Here is an 18,512-nt window from a genome sequence, read left to right on the forward strand (position 1 = left end):
GGTGCTAGCGCTCATCCAGCCACAGCTGCTCGGTGAGGTCTTGGAACGTGGCGAGCGCAACCCGGTCGTCGGCACGTTCGAGAGCCGACTTGCTCATCAACGCCCGCACGGTGGAGCCATCCCGATGTTCCAGGGAGACAACCAGATTGGCCAATGAGTGCATTACCGACAAGGCGGACTCCTCGGCCGGCGGCACTTCGCCGAAGATCTGCCGGAACTCCAGGCCCAGCACCTCTTCCTGGGTGTAGCCCAGCATGCCGGCGAAACCGGTGTTGGCAAACAGGATGGTGCCGTCGTCGGCGATCGCGAGCACCGGTACCGGGATCCGTTCGAGTGCGACCAGGGCCGGCAGCTGCCGCAGAGTCTCCATCGGGGTCTGGGTCGTTTGCATGTTCCGCCGTCGCTCCATGCATCTGATTATGACGGGCCGGGCGCACGACGCGGGGATCCTTGCCGGTGCCGGAGAGCCCAGCGGGCGCGTGCGGCGCCCTCGGCGCCCAGGAGCTCATAACGGGCAGTCTCGTGAGGGTTGGACAACATCCAAAAGGTATGTACTATCTCCATTTATGCGAGGGACTGGTTTGCACGGCTCGAGCGCGCTACGGCGTGCGTCGGGGCCGGTACCGGTGAGTTCCTCCCAAAGCTTCGCCCGGGGCACCTCGAGGGGTCCGCATCGCCGATTGCCGCCGTATGCCGAGACGCGCAGGTGCACCGCACCGGCTGCAGAGCTCGCCGGCCGGCAGCCGGGGGTGCGGTTGTGTGCCGCGTTCTACCGGGCGTTGTTCTTTTCAGATGACCAGAGCCTGGCTGTCGGCCAGGAAAGGCATGGCCATCCAGCGCGACGCCAGCATTGATTCCGCGGCGGGACCCGGTACCGGGCGAGAGAACAGGAAGCCCTGCGCCCGGTGGCAGCCGTGACGCATCAAGGTGAGCGCGGCTGCTGACGTCTCCACACCCTCGGCGACCACCTGCAGTCCGAACGCCTCGGCGAGCCCGATGATTGCCCGGACGATCGCGAGATCGCCTGCGTTGACCCCCAACTCACGCACGAATACGGTGTCGATCTTCAGCGTGTCGACCGGTAGGTCCTTCAGGTGCGACAGGACGGCGTAGCCGGTGCCGAAGTCGTCGATGGCGATCTGAACTCCGGCCTCGCGCAGCTCCGCCAGGGTGCGCCGGGTCGTCTCGATGTTCTGCACCACCGCGCGCTCGGTGATCTCCAGGCACAACGATCCCGGGCGCAGGCCGAACTCGTCGACGGTGTCCACCACGTTCTGTACGAATCCGCGGGCGGCCAACTGCACCGGGGACACGTTGACCCGCAAGGTGGCGTTGGTTCGGACGCCGTTGGCCTGCCATGAGCTGAATTCCGCGCACGCACTGCGCATCACCCACCGGCCCAGGTCGTCGGCCAGGTTGGCGGATTCGGCGATGCTGATGAACGAACCGGGCAGCAACAGCCCACGGGTCGGATGCCGCCAGCGGACGAGCGCCTCGACCGCCACGATCGCGCCGCTCCACAGGTCGACCTCGGGCTGGTAGTACAGCAGTAGTGACTCGTCGTCGATCTTGCCCTGCAGGTGCAGTTCGATGTCTTTGCGGAACAAGCTCTTCAGTGACATGTCGTCGGTGGAGCTGACGGTCTGGTTGCCGCCGCCGCGTTTCGCGGCCAGCACGGCCTCGTCGGCGCGGTGCAGCAGCCCCGCGCTGGTGTCTTCGCCGGGAATGCCCACCGTCACCCCCACGCTGACCGTGCTGGTGACGGTGTGGCCCTGGATCTCCACCTTGTCGCGCAGCGCGCCCTGCAGTCGGTCGGCGAAGGTCTCCGCGCTGGCCATCGACATCGGCCAGTCCGGGATGACGACGAACTCGTCACCGCCGATCCGCGCCGTCATGGTCCGGTTCCCTGCGTACACCCGTAGCCGCCGGGCGAAGTCCTGGATGAACCAGTCGCCGGCGGAGTGCCCGAGGTAGTCGTTGATCGGCTTGAGCCGGTCGAGGTCGATATAGAAGAGGCCGACCGGGCCGGGGTTGCCCGCTACGAGCCGGTCGGAGAGGTGGGCGACCAGCGCGCGCCGGTTGTGCAGCCCGGTCAGATCATCGTGGTCCGCCAGATAGCGCAACCGCTCCTCGGCGACGACTCGGGCCTGCAACTGTGCGAACAACGACGCGATCGCCTCGATCGTGTTGAGTTCTTCCGGCCGCCACTTGGGCCGGCGAAACTTGACCAGGCCGAGTATGCCGGTGGTCACCGGGCCCGAGATCAGCGGCGCGGTGGCTACCGACAGTGACTCGATGGCGTGATCCGTCGCCATCTGGCGCACGTAGCCGGATTCGGACGGGTCCGGCCGGATGACCGCCACCTGCTTGCAGTGTGCGCAGGTGGTGAAGACCGGATCGGCGGTGGTGAACGACACGACCGCCAGGGGATCCGGGTTGGGCGGATCGGTGCGCGGCGGCCATTCCGCCACCAGCTTGGATGCCCGGATCTCGTGGTCGTTGTGGCGCAGGAATCCCGCGTCGACGTTGAGCTGCTCCACCAGCGTCTGTAGCACGCGTTCGCTGACCGCGGGCGCCGTGGACGGCGTTGTCGCCATCAGCTGGGCGGCGATCGAGGTGACCAGCGCCAATCTATCCGCCACAATGTCCTTCCCCCGAAGACCGGCAGCCCGGTGCGCGAGCCGTGGGGGCCGCGGGAGACTGGGGATCGCTTCGAGCCGATGCCGCAGTGAGCATATTCCGAAACCTCTCAGCCGGAAACATCTCAGTCGAATTCCGGCTCAGGCCCGACGGCCTCGACCCGCCGCGCCCGGCCCCGCCGCACGTGCGATCGCCGCCTAGCGGACTTGGCTTGTCTGGGCGGTGTCGGCCAGGAAGCGGCGCAGCACCTCGACCGCTTCGGCGAGCGTCCGGCGGTCTTCAGCATCGAGACGGTCCAACTCCGGATCGATCGCCGCGGCCCTGTCGCGGCGAACCTGGCCCAGCGTGTGCACCCCTTTGTCGGTGATCCGGATCAGCACCGCGCGGGCGTCCTGCGGGTCGGGGGTGCGAGAGGTCAGCCCGGCGTCCTCGAGTCGGCGTACCTGGGTGGTCATCGTCGGCTGTGAACAGTGGTCGACTGCAGCCAGCTGGCAGATGCGGGCCTCGTCCAGATCCTCGATGGTGGACAGCAGTCGGGCCTGCGCGCCGGGGATCGGCAGCGCGACGCGCTGGGTGGCCAACCGGTTGAGTCGAGCCACGACGCTGAGCAGGTCGGCTCCCAGGCTGGCGTGAACAGGGGCTGCCATCGCGCGAGTATTGCACAACGGTGGACGGAAGTGGATCAACTCGGTCCACGGTGGGCATCGGGGCTGTTCGGATCGGCTGGCAGAATCGACGGGTGACGAAGACCGGTCAGGCCGATACCCGTGTCCGGGCTCGGTCGATGGATCCCGTCGAAATAGCGCAGGCCGCGGTGATGGCCGCGCTGTGCGCGGCGACGGCGATCATCGCGGTCGTCGTACCCTTTGCCGGCGGATTGGCGCTGCTGGGTACGGTGCCGATGGGTCTGCTGGCCTACCGCTACCGGATCCGCGTGCTGATCGCCGCCACGGTGGCCGCCGCGACCATCGCGTTCCTGATCGCCGGAATGGGCGGCTTCATGACGGTCGTGAACTGCGCCTACATCGGCGGGCTCACCGGCGTCATCAAACGCCACCGCCGCGGACTGCCGACCGTGGTGTTGGCCTCAGCAGTGGCCGGCGGAATCTTCGGCGCCGGTGTCGTGGCGGCGTTGACCGTACTGTCGCGGTTGCGCAACCTGATCTTCGATGCGATCACCGCCAACGTGCACGGCGTCGCGGCCGTCATGGACAAGGTTCCGCTGCCGGAATTCCAACGGGCCGCCGCGGACCTCACCGGATTCCTCGGAGTGCTGCTGCGCTACTGGCAGGTGCTTCTGCTGGTGCAGTCGATCTTCAGCATCATGACAGTGTCGTTGCTCGGCTGGTGGGCGCTGTCGCGGGTTCTGGACCGGCTGCGCGGGGTGCCCGACGTGCACAAGCTGGACCTGCCGGTCGAGAGCGGGCCGGTCGCGCCGGTCCCGGTGCGGCTGGATCAGGTGCGGTTCCGCTATCCCCAGACCAGCCACGACGCTCTGGGGCCGGTCAGCCTGCAAGTGCAGGCGGGCGAACACGTCGCGGTCACCGGGGCCAACGGGTCGGGCAAGACCACCCTGATGCTGCTCCTGGCCGGGCGTGCTCCCACCTCGGGCATCGTCGAACGCCCGGGCGCGGTGGGCTTGGGCGCCCCCGGCGGCACCGCGGTCGTCATGCAGCATCCGGAGAGTCAGGTGCTGGGCACCCGCGTTGCCGACGACGTGGTGTGGGGGCTGCCGCCGGGCACCACCACCGACGTCGAGCGGCTCCTGGGCGAGGTCGGCCTGGCCGGTTTCGCCGAACGCGACACCGGCGGGCTGTCCGGCGGTGAGCTGCAGCGATTGGCGGTGGCCGCGGCCTTGGCCCGTGAACCGGCATTGCTGATCGCCGACGAGGTCACCAGCATGGTCGACCCCCAAGGACGTGAGGTCCTGCTGGGGGTGTTGTCGGGATTGTCCGAAAGGCACCGCACCTCGCTGATCCACATCACCCACTACAACGATGAGGTCGGCAGCGCCGACCGGATCATCGATCTGAGCGGCTCGCGCGACAACACCGCAATGGTGGAGACCGCTGAAGTTCCCCGCTCGTCGCCCGGCGGCGTCGTGCCCGCCCGCCGCGGCGGCCCGCCGGTGCTGGAACTGGCCGGCGTCGGCCATGAGTACGCCAGCGGCACCCCGTGGACGAAGACCGCGCTGCGTGACATCAGCTTCACCGTCGACGAGGGCGACGGCTTGCTGATCCACGGTGGCAACGGCTCCGGCAAGTCCACGCTGGCCTGGATCATGGCCGGCCTGACGACACCGACCGCCGGCAGCTGCCTGCTCGGTGGCCGGCCGGCCGACGAACAGGTGGGGGCGGTCGCCTTGTCGTTCCAGGCGGCCCGGCTGCAGCTGATGCGCAGCCACGTCGGTCTGGAGGTGGCTTCGGCGGCCGGCTTTTCACCACACGATCACGCCCGGGTCAGCGCCGCACTGGCGGCCGTCGGCCTGGATGCGGCATTGGCGGGTCGGCGCATCGACCAACTCAGCGGCGGTCAGATGCGTCGACTGGTACTGGCGGGCTTGTTGGCCCGATCCCCGCGGGCCCTGATTCTCGACGAGCCGCTCGCCGGTCTGGACGCCACCAGTCGGCACGGGCTGCTGCGGCTCCTGGAGGACCTGCGGCGCGAGACCGGCCTCACCGTGCTGGTCATCTCGCATGACTTCGCCGGACTGGGGGAGTTGTGCCCCAGGACTTTGCACCTGCAAAACGGTGTGCTGGTGTCGGCCCCGGCGGGTGCGGCATGAGCAAGGAGACACGTAAAGCCCCCCGCCCGGTGGTACTGCTGCGGCCGGTGCCCGGCGACTCTGCCGTGCACCGGTTGTGGGCCGGAACCAAACTGATCGTCGTCTTCGGCATCTCGGTGCTGCTGACCTTCTATCCGGGCTGGGTGCCGATCGGGGCGGTGGCACTGTTGGTGTTCGTCGCTTCCCGGGTTGCCCGCATTCCGCGAGGCGCCCTGCCGTCGGTCCCGCGCTGGCTGTGGGTGCTGCTGGTGGTCGGCGGTGCCACCGCAGCCATGGCCGGCGGCGAACCGGCCGGCCTGGGCGGGCTGTTGAACTTCCTGCGGATCACCGCCCTGTCGATCGTGCTGCTGGGATTGGGTGCGATGGTCTCGTGGACAACCAACGTCGCTGAAATCGCGCCTGCGGTGGCCACACTCGGCCGACCGTTGCGTCTGCTGCGAATCCCGGTGGACGACTGGGCGGTTGCGCTGGCATTGGCGCTGCGCGCTTTTCCGATGCTGATCGACGAGTTCCGGGTGCTCTACGCCGCCCGCGGGCTACGTCCCAGAACGCGGCCGCACACTCGCCGGGAACGCCGCCAGCGTTGGGCGCGCGAGGCCATCGACCTGATCACCGCCGCCATCACCGTCACGCTGCGCCGGGCCGATGAGATGGGTGACGCGATCACCACGCGCGGTGGGATCGGCCAGATCTCGGCGTCGCCGGCACGCCCGAAGCTGGCCGACGCGATAGCCCTGGCACTGGTCGCGGTGATATGCGGTGGGTCCCTGGCCCTTGAGCTGACGGTGTTGTCCACCACCGGGTAGCGCCTCCCGCCTCCCGCCTCCCGCCTCGAGATTGCACTGACGCAGGCTTTTCGCCGCTTTTTCCCGCATGGTTGCAATCTCGGGCGCCACTGCCGGCGTGCGCTACCGGGAGGCCGCCGCGTTGGCGGCGTCTTGGGCCTTACGCAGTGTGGCGGCGACGTCGGCGCGGCCCAGGAACATCTCATCGAAATAGGGTTTGATCGCCTGGTTGCCGGCCGGGAATCCCACACCGCCGCCCGGGGCTGGGATGCGCGGTCCGTCCAGCACCGCGAAGAACGGGGTGACGTTTATCCCGCGGTGCGCCCAGTAGTCGAAGTAGACCCGTTGGGCGCTGAGCACAGCCGGGATCGCCGCCCCCTGCCGGCCCAGGTATTGGTTGCCTTCGCGGCTTCCCAGCCAGGCCAACACCTGCCGCACCGCCCCGGGGTGTGGTGAGGCGGCGTTGCCGGCGGCGGCGATGCCATTGGTGACGCTGACCCGACCGACCGGGCCGGCCGGCAACATCGCCACCCCCCAACCGAATGCGGCCTGCTCGGCGACCGCCGCCAGGTTGTAGGTGCCCGATTGGAACAGCGCCATCTTCCCGGCCAGGAACTGGTTGCGGGAGAAGTCCCCGTTGGTGTTGGTGTCGGAGGCCGGCGGGGCCACGTGGCCGTCGTTGATCAGTCGCACCAGGTATTCGAACGCGGACACGGCCGCGGGGTTGTCGAAGGCGAACTCGTCGCCGCGCTGGAACACGCCGCCGGCCGAGCCGATGTAGTTCAGGTAGATGCCCTGCGGATCGTTGGCGGCGTTGTAGCCCCACTGCCGGATGCGGCGCTCGTCGAAACCCGGTGTGTCCGCACTGCGTCCGTCGGCGTCGCGGGTGAGCTTGGCCGCCAGTGCCCGCAACGTGTCGGTACCGCCGTGCGGATCCCAGCGCAGCTGATCCAACTGGGCGGGATCGACTCCGGCCGCGGCCAGCAGATCCGCGTTGTAATACACCGCGATGCCCGCATCGGTGAGCTGCGGCACCCCCCACAGCGTGCCGTCCCGGGTGAACTGGGTGACCACGGACGGCTCCCAATCCGAAGTCGGCGCATCGATTTTCAGCAGCCGCCCACTGTCGGCGTACCCGGCCAGGTAGGCGTCGGAGAGCCAGAAGACGTCGTCGGCGCCGCCGCCGGCCACGTCGGTGCGCAGGGTGTCGAAATACGTGGCGTAGGAGACCACGTTGGTGCGCACCTCGATGTCGGGGTGGGCGCTGTTGAACGCGGCGAACGACTGCCGGTAGGCGGCCGCGACCTGTTCGTCCCACAATCGCACCGACACCACCGTCTTGGCGCCGGCCGGTCGGGTCGAGGCTGCGCTGTCGAGCAGCACCGCCGCGACGCCGAGCAGCGCGGCCAATGCGACCACCGCGACCGCGAACAGGGTGGAGAACCGCGGCCGGCTCATTTGATCCCCGTGACGACGATCGACTGCACGATCCGGCGCTGGAACACCACGAACAACACGATCAGTGGGATCATCGCGACCGTGGTCGCCGCCATCACCAGTGTCCACTGCGCGTTGTACCGGGACTGCAGGGCGGCGGTCGCCACGGTGAGCACCCGCCACTTGTCGCCGCTGGTGATCACCAACGGCCACATGAAGTTGTTCCACTGCGAGACCACGGTGATCAGCCCGAGAGTGACCAGGATCGGCCTGCTCGCCGGCAGCATCACATGCACGATCACGTCCAGGGTGTTCGCGCCGTCGAGACGCGCGGCGTTGACCAGGTCAGCGGGGACGGCGCGAAAGTGCTGGCGCAGCAGGAAGATCGCATACGGGGAACCGAACACAAACGGCAACACCAACGCCCAGAAGGTGTTGCGCAGACCCAGCTGGGCCATCATCAGGTACAACGGCACCACCGTGACGGTGGCCGGCACCATCAGGGTTGCCACGTACACCCAGAACAGCGTGTCCCGCCCGGGGAAATCCAGCCGCGCGAACGCATACGCCGCCAGCACCGAAAAGCTCAGCTGCCCGAGCACGATCACCGCTGTCATCAGCGTGGTGACCGCCGCCGCCCGGCCGAATCCGGCACCGCCGAGGTCGCCGTAGTTGTCCAGCGTCGGCGGGTGCGGCCAGGCCAGCGGGGTTCCGGTGGCGAATTGGCGTGCCGGGGTGAACGACGTCAACAGCCCGAGCCCGAAGGGCGCCAGGGTGATCAGCGCGCCGAGAGTCAGCAGCGCGTAGACCGCCGCGACGCGAACTTGCTTGTGCGGATTGAGTAAGTCCCTGATCAGCATGACGTGGGTTGGCTCACCGGAGCTGTTGGTAGGCGTAGGCGGCGGCCTGAGTGCGGTTGTGGACGCCGAGTTTGGCCATGATGGCGCAGACGTGGGTGTTGGCAGTTTTGATGCTGATGCACAGGGCGGTGGCGATTGCAGCGTCGCTGTGTCCGGCAGCGAGGAGTTCGAGGACGTCGCGTTGACGCTTGGTGAGGCCGTGTGGGTCAGCGCTGGTGTCTTTGCGCCGGCGGTCGGGATCGCGATCGCTCAGGTGGGCCAGGCGTTGCTGGGCGCGGCGGGCCGCGGTGCGGGCGCCGAGCCGGCGAAAGGTACTCAGCGCGGCCTCGGCGGCGTCGATGTCGCCGCCGAGTTGAGCGACGGCGGCATCGTAGGAGCAGCCACGGACGACCCATTCCCGGGCGGCCGTGCACCAGTCCCCGCTGATTTCGCATTCGTAGGGGGTGACGGCGATGACGTCAATACCCGATCGGCCTCCGGCCAGATGAGCCCAGCGCCGCAGGGAACCCCCCAGCCACGCGTACGCGGTGCCGGACACCGTGAGGACTTCGGCCACGGAGCGGCGGGCCGCCTCGTCGTCGCCGGCCAGCCAGGCGGCCTCGGCTCGCGCTGCGCACACTGGCAGGCGCAGCAGGCTGCCCGTCGCACACTCGAGGGCCTCATCGAGTAGTGGCCAAACGGGTTCCTCGCCACGTCGTGCCCGGACCAAGGCGACGGTGATCAACGGCGCGATCCGGTGCTGGGGAGGGAGTCCGGGCCGGGTAAGGATCTGCTCGGCCGCCAGCACGGCAGGCGACCAGTCGCCGCGAGACAGGGCGGTCAGCGCCTGCAGTCCCGCCACCAGGGTCCGGAACGTGCCAAGGTCACGTCGGTCAAGGAAGGCCGCTACTTCGGCGAGGTAACGCTCCGCGCGACCGAATTCGCCGCGAACAACCGAGAACATGCCGATGAGGACGCCCAAAATTCCGCCGTGCTCCTCAAGCCCAGGGGTTGCGGCCGCTTCTCCCCACACCGCCTCGTATTCGTCCCACCCGGTGTCGCTGCAGAACACGGTGGTGAGCGACGCGTATCCGCGGGCGCGGATCACCACGGCAGGGTCCCGGAATTGGATGCCGAGGGTTTTCGCGCGAGCGGCATACCGGGCACAGGCGGGGTCCAAGGCAAGGGCGGCGATGTGCGCCATGTTGATCAGCGACCAGGCCAACTGGGGGGACGGGCCAACATCTTCGAGCAACCGCAATGCCGCGTGTGCCGCCCGCATAGCCTCGGTAGGGCGTCCCAGCGGCTGCAGGTGATGTGGCTCGAACGGCAGGCATTCAGCGAGGCATTCGCCCAGCGCGCCCGCCGCGCTCGGCGATATCGACTCGAGCAGGGCAGGCTGCGGCCGCGGTCCGCAGGCCGCGGACGCTTGCGCGGTCTCGCCCCCGGCCGCGGTGTCGCGTTCGAGCAGACCGTCCACCAGGCCCCCCTCCCGCCTCGGGTCCACGCATCCCGGAGCAAATATCGGGTAATTACCTGATGCGCCGAGGTCTTCCCGCCTAGCACACTCCCAGTGAGCGTGGTGGGCGGTCTGCCACGGGCATCAGCACACTGCCATCGGATCAGGATGCGGAATTAAGCGTAGCCCGCCAGCCCCCGCCCGCGCCCACCAAACAGCGCGAAATCAGGCACCTGACCACCACCAACAAGGGAGTACGGATGAAGCGTTCAGTAACGGTTGTCGCAGCAGCGGCAGCAATCGCGGTCGTAGGTCTGTCCGGATGCTCCAGCGACAAGAAGGCGGAAAGCACCCCCGCATCTTCGTCGAGTGCGTCCAGCGCGTCGGTGACCACCGGGGGCGCTGCCGCAAACACAAGAGTCACCATCGATGGCAAAGACCAGAACGTCAGCGGCACGACCGTGTGTACGACGATGGCCGGTGACGTCAACATCGCGATAGGTGGAGCGGCCACCGGCATCGCCGCAGTGCTCACCGACGCCAACCCCCCGGAGGTGAAGTCGGTCGGGCTGGGCAACGTCAACGGTGTGACGCTGGCTTACACCGCGGGTACCGGCCAGGGCAACGCTGAGGCGACCAAGGACGGCAACGGATACAAGATCACCGGTACCGCGACCGGGATCGATACGGCCAACCCGATGCAGCCGGTGAACAAGCCCTTCGAAATTGACGTGACTTGCTCATAGCCCGGTAGGCCTGTTGTAACCCGTTGTGCCAGTCGGGCCGCTTTCAACGATGGACCCGGACCGCTCAGCCAGGAGCACCATGCCAACACCGGCGCTCAGCGTGCCACGGCAGATGCTGCGGCGCCGGCCGGTGCGCGGTGCACCGGTCGCCGACGGGAGCTCAAACCACCTGAGACGTCGTCTCGGCGGTTTTCAGCTCACCATGTTCGGTGTCGGCGCGACGGTCGGCGCGGGTATTTTCTTCGTCTTTCCGGAGGCGGTACCGCAAGCCGGCCCGGCAGTGGTCGTCTCGTTCGTCATGGCCGGGGCCGCAGCGGGTCTGGCCGCGATGTGCTACGCCGAGTTGGCCTCGGCGGTGCCAATATCGGGGTCGGCCTACTCATACGCCTACGCCACCCTCGGCGAATTCGTGGCCGTGGTTGTCGGGGCATGCCTGCTGCTCGAATACGGGGTGTCCACCGCCGCGGTGTCAGTCGGGTGGAGTCAGTACCTGAGCAAGTTGTCGCTCAATGTCTTCGGAGTATCGGTACCGCAGGCTATTTCATCGGCACCATGGGAGTCTGACGGCGGCGTGGTCAACCTGCCGGCCATCATCTTGGTGGCAATTTGTGCGGCGTTGTTGATCGGCGGCACCAGTGAATCAGCCAAAGTCAATGCCGTAATGGTGGTGATCAAGCTCGGTGTGCTGCTGATGTTCGCGGTGATCGCGTCAACTGCGTTCAGGGCGGACCGCTTCAGTGACTTCACGCCTTTCGGATTCTCGGGAATCAGCTGGGCAGCGGGCACGATCTTCTTCTCCTACGTCGGTCTTGACGCGGTATCCACCGCCGGCGAGGAGGTTAAAGACCCGCAACACACGATCCCGCGGGCAATCATGGCGGCACTCTTGATAGTGACCGGTGTCTATGTGGTTGTCGCGGTGGCCGCGATGGGCAGCCAGCCCTGGCAAAACTTCGAGGGCCAGAACGCGGGGCTGGCCGTGATCGTGGACAACATCACCGGAAATCGGGTAGGCAGCACGGTGTTGGCCGCAGGCGCCGTGATTTCGATCTTCTCAGTCACTTTGGTGACGATGTACGGCCAGACTCGCATCCTTTTCGCGATGGGTCGGGACGGTCTGCTGCCGGCGACGTTGGCCAAGGTCAACTCGCGTACCGGGACACCGGTAACCAATACCGTGATTGTCGCGGTTGTGGTGGCGATCCTCGCCGGTCTGGTACCGCTCCAGCGTCTGGCCGAAATGGTCTCCATCGGCGCCTTGACCGCGTTCATCGTTGTGTCGGTGGCTGTGGTGGTGCTGCGGGTCCGGGAACCGGATTTGCCTCGCGGATTCAAGGTTCCCGGCTATCCGATCACGCCGGTCTTGTCGGCGGCGGCGTGTGGATGGATTCTGTACAGCCTGCATTGGTACACCTGGATTGCGTTCACCGGCTGGGTAGCTGTCGCGTTGACCTTCTACCTGGTGTGGGGTCGCCGTCACAGCGCACTCAATGGTGGCCAGAACGGCGGCACGGCAATGGCGCAGGCTCACGTGAGGTCATAGCTGACCCGCCGCCCGAACGAGAACTGCTGAACCACCGTGACACCGACCAGCACCGCGAACAACACCAGCGCCATCACCGCGGCCCGACCGATCGCCGCCGCGCCGAACGCCTCGTCGTAGATGCGGTGCGCGATCAGGTCGGTGCGGCCCGCCGGCCCGCCGCCGGTCAGGGCATACACCGTGTCGAACACTTGCGCCGCGCTGACGATCCCGGTGACCAGCACGAAGAACATGGTGGGCCGCAGCATCGGCAACGTGATTCGCCAGAACCGCTGCCAGCCGCTCGCCCCGTCGATGCGCGCCGCGGACAGCACCTGGGTGGGAATGGCCAGGATTCCGGCCAAGAAGAACAGGGCGACGTAGCCGACGTTGGTCCACACCACCACCGCCGAGGTCACCGGCAGCGCCAGTCCCGGATCGGTCAGCCATTCGATCCGATGCCCCAAAACGGTGCTCACCGCGCCGTCGGTGGGGCTCAGAATCCAGCGCCACAGCACCGCGATCGCCAGCGGCGCGCAGATCCACGGCAGCACGTACACGGTGCGGAACGCGCCGTTGCCGGGCAGCTCGCGAGCCAGCAGCATCGCCACCCCCAGCCCCAGCGCGGTCTGGACCGGGACGACGAACGCCACGAAAAGCACCGTCACCACAAGCGAATTGCCGAACACCGGGTCGGTCAGCACCGATCGCCAGTTGTCGGCGCCCACATAGCTGATCGGTCCCAGCAGATCCCAGCGGTGCAGACTCAGCCACACCACCACAAACATCGGCAGCAGCAGGAACGCCACTACCCCGAACAGGCTGGGCGCGAGCAGTGCGTAGCCGAGCGCGGTAGAGCGGCGCTGCGGCGTGCGCGGCGGGTCTGCCATGCAGGTATTAAAGCCGCTCGTTACCGTGGACCGGTGACAGCGAACCGGGGGGTCGATGCCGAATTTATGGCGCTGCCCCGCCACGAACTGGCCGATGCCGCCCTGTCGGCGGCCAAAGCGGCGGGCGCCGAGCACGCCGACCTGCGGATTCACCGGATCGCCACCGAGATCGTCCGGCTGCGCGACGGCGAGTTGGAGACCGCGGTGGTCAACCGTGAACTCGGCCTGGCAGTGCGGGTGATCGTCGACGGCACCTGGGGCTTCGCCTCGCATGCCGAACTGGCCCCGGGTGTCGCCGCCGACACCGCACGCCGGGCGGTGCAGGTGGCCACGACGCTGGCCGCCCTCAACGCCGAACGCGTCGAGCTGGCCGCCGAGCCGGTGTACCGCGACGTCAGCTGGGTGTCGGACTATGCGATCGACCCGTTCGACGTGCCCACGGCCGACAAGATCGACGTACTGGAGGACTACTCGGGCCGGCTGCTCGCAGCCGATGGGGTGAACCACGTGACGGCAGCGCTGACCGCGGTCAAGGAGCAGACCTTCTACGCCGACACGTTCGGGTCGTCGATCACCCAGCAGCGGGTGCGGTTGATGCCGGTCTGCGATGCGGTCACCGTCGGTCCGGACGGCTTCGACTCGATGCGCACACTGGCGCCACCGACCGCGCGCGGCTGGGAGGCGGTGGCCGGTGACGACGTGTGGGACTGGTCGAGTGAGCTGGCTCAGCTGCCGGTGCTGCTCGCCGAGAAGATGAAAGCGCCCAGCGTGGCCCCCGGGACGACCGATCTGGTGATCGACCCGACCAACCTGTGGTTGACCATCCACGAATCCATTGGGCATGCAACCGAATACGACCGGGCCATCGGCTATGAGGCGGCCTACGCCGGCACATCGTTCGCCACTCCGGACAAACTCGGCACGTTGCGCTACGGGTCGCCGGTGATGAACGTGACCGCCGACCGCACCGTGCGGCACGGGCTGGCCAGCGTCGGCTACGACGACGAGGGGGTGGCAGCGCAGAGCTGGGATCTGGTGCGCGACGGGAGATTCACCGGCTACCAACTGGATCGGGTATTCGCGCCGCGGCTCGGACAATCCCGTTCCAACGGGTGCTCGTATGCCGACTCGCCGCATCACGTCCCGATCCAGCGGATGGCCAACGTGTCGCTGCAACCGGGTCCTGCGGATCTGTCCACCGCCGACCTGATCGCCAGGGTGGACGACGGCATCTACATCGTCGGTGACCGATCGTGGTCGATCGACATGCAGCGCTACAACTTTCAGTTCACCGGGCAGCGGTTCTTCAAGATCCGCAACGGCCGGCTCGACGGGCAGCTGCGCGATGTGGCCTATCAGGCCATCACCACCGACTTCTGGAACGCGATGGAGGCCGTCGGCGGTGCCTCGACGTGGCGGCTGGGCGGGGCGTTCAACTGCGGCAAGGCCCAGCCCGGTCAGGTGGCCGCGGTCAGCCACGGCTGCCCATCAGCACTGTTCCGGGGGATCAACGTGCTCAACACGCGCAGCGAGGGGGGCCGATGATTCGGGCGCAACAGGTCATCGACACCGCGCTGGCGGCGAGCCGGCGGGCAGCCGGCGATAACACGGCGACCATCGTGCTGGTCACCGATAAGGCCGAGGCTTCGCTGCGCTGGGCAGGCAACTCGATGACCACCAACGGGGTGTCGAGCAACCGGACCACCACGGTGATCACCATCGCCCGCGACGATGAGGGGGCCCGGGTCGGCTCGTTGTGCTCGGCGGAGGTGGACCCGGCACTGATTCCCGACCTGGTGGCGGCCTCCGCGGAGGCCGCTGCGGGCGCGCCGGAAGCCCGCGACGCCACCGAGCTGGTAGCCGGCACCGACGTGCCGGACGACTGGGATGCCGACGTGCCGGGCACCGGCGCCGACGTGTTCGCCGATCTGGCCGGGTCGTTGAGCCGTGGCTTCCGCGGCGCCGACCAGCTGTACGGCTTCGCCCGCCACGAGGTGGCCACGACCTTCGTGGCCTCCTCGACCGGCCTGCGGCGGCGTTTCACCCAGCCCACCGGGACGGTCGAGATCAACGCCAAACGCGACGGTGCCAGTGCCTGGGCCGGCGTCAGCACCCCGGACTTCGTTGACGTGCGAGGCGATTCGCTGCTGGAGCAGCTGTCGACGAGATTGGGGTGGGCGGCGCGCACCGTCGACCTGCCTGCCGGGCGGTACGAGACGTTGATGCCGCCGTCGACGGTGGCCGACATGATGATCTACCTGGGGTGGACGATGAGCGGCCGCGGCGCCCAGGAGGGCCGCACCGCGCTGTCGGCGCCCGGCGGCGGCACCCGGGTGGGGGAGCGGCTCACCGAGCTGCCACTGACCCTGTACTCCGACCCGCACGCGTTCGAACTCGAGTGCGCGCCGTTCGTGGCGACCGGCACCTCCTCGGAGACGGCGTCGGTGTTCGACAACGGCCTGGACATCGGTTGCGTGGACTGGATCCGCGGCGGGGTGATCAACGCGCTTGCCTACCCGCGGGCCGCCGCCGCGGAGTTCGGTGCCCCGGTTGCCCTGCCCGCCGACAATCTGTTGATGACGGGCGGTTCGGCCAGCATGGACGAGATGATCGCCTCGACCGAGCGCGGGCTGCTGCTGACCACGCTGTGGTACATCCGCGAGGTCGACCCGACCACGCTGCTGCTGACCGGGCTGACCCGCGACGGTGTCTACCTGGTCGAGGACGGTCAGGTGAGCGCGGCGGTCAACAACTTCCGGTTCAACGAGAGCCCACTGGACCTGTTGCGCCGGGCCAGTCAGGCCGGTATCGCCGAGCCGACGCTGCCGCGAGAGTGGGGTGATTGGGCGACCCGGGCGGTGATGCCGTCACTGCGCATCCCCGATTTCCACATGTCGTCGGTGAGTCAGGCGCAGTGACGGCCCGGGCTCACAACAGATCGGTGGCGTCGAACACCCAGGACATGTCGTCGGCGCCGAAGCTGTCGAAGTAGTTGGGCGGCGCGAACGCCAGCATGCTGGAGAAATCCCAATAGTCTTTCCACACCGTGATTTTCCCGTCGACAACCCGGTGCACCGTGGCGAACCGCAGGGTGCCCTGCTCGCCGGAGGGGAAGTGCCAGGTCTCGGAGTGCTCGTACATGACGTCCGCACCGTCGGCCACCAGCCGGCCGCCGTGGTGTTCGTAGCCGGCCAACCGGTCGAACAACAACCGCAGCCGTTTGACGATGTCTTCGGGGCCGCGTGCCGCCGCCGCCGGCATCGGCATGTCGACATAGAGGCAGTCCGGCGCCAGATGTGTCTTCAGTGCATCCCAATCGTGCCGTGCCAGTGCCTGCCACAAGCCCAGGACGACCTCGCTCGTCGCGGTGGCTGTATCCGATGCGGGGCCATCCATCATGATGGTCACTGAACCGTGTCGCCGAGCCGGTTGTCAATCAGTCGAGGAGGGAAGATCCCCATGAGCGCGCGTGTGGAGCAACTGGAGTTTCAGGCTGAGGCCCGTCAGCTGCTGGATCTGATGATCCACTCGGTCTACACCAACAAGGACGCGTTCCTGCGCGAGTTGATCTCGAACTCCTCCGACGCGCTGGACAAGTTGCGGCTCGAGGCATTCCGCAACAAGGACCTGGCCGAATTGGGGGTAGACACCTCCGACCTGCACATCGAGATCGAGGTCGACAAGGCGGCCCGCACCTTGACGGTCCGCGACAACGGGATCGGCATGTCGCGCGACGAGGTGGTGGACCTGATCGGCACGCTGGCCCGCTCCGGCACCGCCGAGCTGCGCCAGCAACTGCGCGAGGCGCAGAACGCGAAGAACGAAGCAGCATCCGAAGAGCTGATCGGTCAGTTCGGCATCGGCTTCTATTCGGTGTTCATGGTCGCCGACCGAGTCGAGATGCTCACGCTCAAGGCCGGCCAGAGCGAGGCCATCCGTTGGGAATCCAGCGGAGACGGCACCTACACCATCGAACCGGTTGAGGACGCGCCACAGGGAACGTCGATCACCCTGCACCTCAAGCCCGAAGACGCCGAAGACGCGCTGCACGACTACGCCGCGGATCAGACGATCCGGGGCCTGATCAAGAAGTACTCCGACTTCATCGCCTGGCCGATCCGGATGCAGGTCGAGCGCCGGACCCCAGCCACCGAAGACGGGGGAGAAGAGACCGTCACGGTGGAGACCGAGACGCTGAACTCGATGCAGGCGCTGTGGGCGCGGCCCAAAGACGAAGTGTCCGAAGAGGAGTACAGCGAGTTCTACAAGCACATCGCACATGCCTGGGATGATCCGCTCGAGGTCATCGCGATGAAGGCCGAGGGCACCTTCGAATACCAGGCGTTGCTGTTCATCCCGACGCATGCCCCGTTCGACCTGTTCAACCGGGACGCCCAGGTCGGGGTGCAGCTCTACGTCAAACGAGTTTTCATCATGGGCGACTGTGATCAGCTGATGCCCGAGTACCTGCGCTTCGTCAAGGGTGTCGTCGACGCAGCGGACATGTCGCTCAACGTTTCCCGCGAGATCCTGCAGCAGGATCGCCAGATCAACGCGATTCGCCGGCGGCTGACCAAGAAGGTGCTGTCCACCATCAAGGAGCTGCAGTCGCAGCGGCCCGAGGACTACCGCAGCTTTTGGACCGAGTTCGGTCGCGTCGTCAAAGAAGGACTGCTCTCCGACTTCGACAACCAGGAGGCACTGCTGGGGATCAGCTCATTCGCCTCGACCCACAGCGACACCGAGCCGACCACCCTGACCGAGTACGTCGAACGCATGAAAGACGGCCAGGAGCAGATCTTTTACGCGACCGGCGAGTCTCGCCAGCAACTGCTGAAATCGCCGCACCTGGAGGCGTTCAAGGCCAAGCGCTACGAGGTGCTGCTGCTCACCGACCCGGTCGACGAGGTGTGGGTGAACACCGTCGCCGAGTTCGCCGGGAAACCGTTGCAGTCGACGGCCAAGGGCGAGGTGGATCTGGACTCCGAGGAGGACAAGACCGCGCACGAGGCGCAGCGCAAGGAGCAGGAGAAGGACTTCGCCGACCTGATCGCCTGGCTGGAGCAGACCCTGACCGACCAGGTGAGACAGGTGCGGCTGTCAACCCGGCTGACTGAGTCACCGGCTTGTCTGATCACCGACACCTTCGAGATGACCCCGGCGTTGGCACGCATCTACCGTGCCAACGGTCAGGAGGTTCCGGTCGGCAAGCGCATCCTCGAACTCAACCCGGACCACCCGCTGGTCACCGGCCTGCGCCAGGCGCACGGGGAGCGGGGCGAGGATGCCGGGCTGGCCGAGACCGCTGAACTGCTCTACGGCACAGCGTTGTTGGCCGAGGGTGGGTCGCTGGAGGATCCGGCGCGGTTCGCCGAGCTGCTGGCGCAGCGGCTGGCCCGCACCGTCTGA

15 protein-coding genes are annotated in these 18,512 nt (G+C 67.5%); 7 read left to right on the plus strand and 8 right to left on the minus strand.

Annotated elements, in window-relative coordinates; all coding sequences use genetic code 11:
* Nucleotides 1–4 precede the first annotated feature (4 nt).
* The 3 genes from ACZYY4_RS04185 to ACZYY4_RS04195 all read right to left on the minus strand — a co-directional run bounded on the left by ACZYY4_RS04185 (nucleotide 5) and on the right by ACZYY4_RS04195 (nucleotide 3,287).
* Nucleotides 5–370, minus strand: coding sequence for a PAS domain-containing protein (locus ACZYY4_RS04185; RefSeq protein ID WP_463808420.1), 366 nt, complete (start codon nucleotides 368–370; stop codon nucleotides 5–7).
* Nucleotides 371–788: 418 nt separating this feature from the next.
* Complete coding sequence (locus ACZYY4_RS04190; protein ID WP_463808421.1) at nucleotides 789–2,597, minus strand: sensor domain-containing phosphodiesterase; 1,809 nt, start codon at nucleotides 2,595–2,597, stop codon at nucleotides 789–791.
* Nucleotides 2,598–2,837: 240 nt separating this feature from the next.
* Nucleotides 2,838–3,287 (minus strand): MarR family winged helix-turn-helix transcriptional regulator, encoded by a 450-nt coding sequence (locus ACZYY4_RS04195; RefSeq protein ID WP_463808194.1) that lies wholly within the window; start codon nucleotides 3,285–3,287, stop codon nucleotides 2,838–2,840.
* Between the two features lie 137 nt (nucleotides 3,288–3,424).
* Between ACZYY4_RS04195 and ACZYY4_RS04200 the strand changes: the two genes are divergently transcribed.
* Together ACZYY4_RS04200 and ACZYY4_RS04205 are read left to right on the plus strand one after the other, a co-directional pair.
* Nucleotides 3,425–5,425, plus strand: a complete 2,001-nt coding sequence (locus ACZYY4_RS04200) for an ABC transporter ATP-binding protein (RefSeq protein WP_463808423.1) — start codon at nucleotides 3,425–3,427, stop codon at nucleotides 5,423–5,425.
* Nucleotides 5,422–6,231 carry a CbiQ family ECF transporter T component gene (locus ACZYY4_RS04205; protein WP_463808195.1) on the plus strand — a complete coding sequence of 270 codons (810 nt, stop codon included), beginning with the start codon at nucleotides 5,422–5,424 and terminating at the stop codon, nucleotides 6,229–6,231. The genes ACZYY4_RS04200 and ACZYY4_RS04205 overlap by 4 nt, the downstream gene beginning before the upstream one ends.
* 102 nt (nucleotides 6,232–6,333) lie before the next feature.
* Here ACZYY4_RS04205 and ACZYY4_RS04210 read toward each other — a convergent pair whose 3' ends face one another.
* From ACZYY4_RS04210 to ACZYY4_RS04220, 3 genes are read right to left on the minus strand one after another with little or no spacing between them, the layout of a single operon-like run.
* Nucleotides 6,334–7,668 (minus strand): ABC transporter substrate-binding protein, encoded by a 1,335-nt coding sequence (locus tag ACZYY4_RS04210; RefSeq protein WP_463808196.1) that lies wholly within the window; start codon nucleotides 7,666–7,668, stop codon nucleotides 6,334–6,336.
* Nucleotides 7,665–8,507, minus strand: a complete 843-nt coding sequence (locus ACZYY4_RS04215; protein WP_463808197.1) for a carbohydrate ABC transporter permease — start codon at nucleotides 8,505–8,507, stop codon at nucleotides 7,665–7,667. The genes ACZYY4_RS04210 and ACZYY4_RS04215 overlap by 4 nt, the downstream gene beginning before the upstream one ends.
* Nucleotides 8,508–8,520: 13 nt before the next feature.
* A complete protein-coding gene (locus tag ACZYY4_RS04220; RefSeq protein ID WP_463808198.1) occupies nucleotides 8,521–9,966 on the minus strand; it encodes a LuxR C-terminal-related transcriptional regulator in 1,446 nt (481 codons plus the stop codon).
* Between the two features lie 239 nt (nucleotides 9,967–10,205).
* On the opposite strand from ACZYY4_RS04220, the gene ACZYY4_RS04225 reads away from it, so the two are divergent.
* Together ACZYY4_RS04225 and ACZYY4_RS04230 are read left to right on the plus strand one after the other, a co-directional pair.
* Entirely contained in the window at nucleotides 10,206–10,691 is a 486-nt protein-coding gene (locus tag ACZYY4_RS04225) for a lipoprotein LpqH (RefSeq protein WP_225399368.1), read from the plus strand.
* A 79-nt stretch (nucleotides 10,692–10,770) separates the two neighbouring features.
* Nucleotides 10,771–12,234 carry an amino acid permease gene (locus ACZYY4_RS04230; protein WP_463808199.1) on the plus strand — a complete coding sequence of 488 codons (1,464 nt, stop codon included), beginning with the start codon at nucleotides 10,771–10,773 and terminating at the stop codon, nucleotides 12,232–12,234.
* Here the strand turns inward: ACZYY4_RS04230 and ACZYY4_RS04235 are convergent.
* The gene (locus ACZYY4_RS04235; protein WP_463808200.1) at nucleotides 12,219–13,103 is read right to left on the minus strand and encodes a carbohydrate ABC transporter permease; all 885 of its coding nucleotides are present in this window, start codon (nucleotides 13,101–13,103) and stop codon (nucleotides 12,219–12,221) included. The two genes, ACZYY4_RS04230 and ACZYY4_RS04235, sit on opposite strands and share 16 nt — an antisense overlap.
* Before the next feature lie 33 nt (nucleotides 13,104–13,136).
* On the opposite strand from ACZYY4_RS04235, the gene ACZYY4_RS04240 reads away from it, so the two are divergent.
* Together ACZYY4_RS04240 and ACZYY4_RS04245 are read left to right on the plus strand one after the other, a co-directional pair.
* Nucleotides 13,137–14,648 carry a TldD/PmbA family protein gene (locus ACZYY4_RS04240; RefSeq protein WP_463808202.1) on the plus strand — a complete coding sequence of 504 codons (1,512 nt, stop codon included), beginning with the start codon at nucleotides 13,137–13,139 and terminating at the stop codon, nucleotides 14,646–14,648.
* Nucleotides 14,645–16,021: a metallopeptidase TldD-related protein gene (locus ACZYY4_RS04245; protein WP_463808203.1), complete on the plus strand. Its 1,377-nt coding sequence runs from the start codon at nucleotides 14,645–14,647 to the stop codon at nucleotides 16,019–16,021. The genes ACZYY4_RS04240 and ACZYY4_RS04245 overlap by 4 nt, the downstream gene beginning before the upstream one ends.
* Before the next feature lie 10 nt (nucleotides 16,022–16,031).
* On the opposite strand, the gene ACZYY4_RS04250 is transcribed toward ACZYY4_RS04245, so the two are convergent.
* Nucleotides 16,032–16,499: a nuclear transport factor 2 family protein gene (locus ACZYY4_RS04250; protein WP_463808425.1), complete on the minus strand. Its 468-nt coding sequence runs from the start codon at nucleotides 16,497–16,499 to the stop codon at nucleotides 16,032–16,034.
* Nucleotides 16,500–16,562: 63 nt separating this feature from the next.
* Between ACZYY4_RS04250 and htpG the strand changes: the two genes are divergently transcribed.
* The gene (gene htpG / locus ACZYY4_RS04255) at nucleotides 16,563–18,512 is read left to right on the plus strand and encodes a molecular chaperone HtpG (protein WP_463808204.1); all 1,950 of its coding nucleotides are present in this window, start codon (nucleotides 16,563–16,565) and stop codon (nucleotides 18,510–18,512) included.

The sequence above is a fragment of the Mycobacterium sp. IDUB_21 genome, assembly GCF_055419425.1.

Coding starts and splice junctions, on each gene's coding strand:
- ACZYY4_RS04185 (WP_463808420.1), bottom strand. CDS start 370: ATGGAGACTCTGCGGCAGCTGCCGGCCCTGGTCGCACTCGAACGGATC.
- ACZYY4_RS04190 (WP_463808421.1), bottom strand. CDS start 2,597: ATGGCGACAACGCCGTCCACGGCGCCCGCGGTCAGCGAACGCGTGCTA.
- ACZYY4_RS04195 (WP_463808194.1), bottom strand. CDS start 3,287: ATGGCAGCCCCTGTTCACGCCAGCCTGGGAGCCGACCTGCTCAGCGTC.
- ACZYY4_RS04200 (WP_463808423.1), top strand. CDS start 3,425: ATGGATCCCGTCGAAATAGCGCAGGCCGCGGTGATGGCCGCGCTGTGC.
- ACZYY4_RS04205 (WP_463808195.1), top strand. CDS start 5,422: ATGAGCAAGGAGACACGTAAAGCCCCCCGCCCGGTGGTACTGCTGCGG.
- ACZYY4_RS04210 (WP_463808196.1), bottom strand. CDS start 7,668: ATGAGCCGGCCGCGGTTCTCCACCCTGTTCGCGGTCGCGGTGGTCGCA.
- ACZYY4_RS04215 (WP_463808197.1), bottom strand. CDS start 8,507: ATGCTGATCAGGGACTTACTCAATCCGCACAAGCAAGTTCGCGTCGCG.
- ACZYY4_RS04225 (WP_225399368.1), top strand. CDS start 10,206: ATGAAGCGTTCAGTAACGGTTGTCGCAGCAGCGGCAGCAATCGCGGTC.
- ACZYY4_RS04230 (WP_463808199.1), top strand. CDS start 10,771: ATGCCAACACCGGCGCTCAGCGTGCCACGGCAGATGCTGCGGCGCCGG.
- ACZYY4_RS04235 (WP_463808200.1), bottom strand. CDS start 13,103: ATGGCAGACCCGCCGCGCACGCCGCAGCGCCGCTCTACCGCGCTCGGC.
- ACZYY4_RS04245 (WP_463808203.1), top strand. CDS start 14,645: ATGATTCGGGCGCAACAGGTCATCGACACCGCGCTGGCGGCGAGCCGG.
- ACZYY4_RS04250 (WP_463808425.1), bottom strand. CDS start 16,499: ATGGATGGCCCCGCATCGGATACAGCCACCGCGACGAGCGAGGTCGTC.
- htpG (WP_463808204.1), top strand. CDS start 16,563: ATGAGCGCGCGTGTGGAGCAACTGGAGTTTCAGGCTGAGGCCCGTCAG.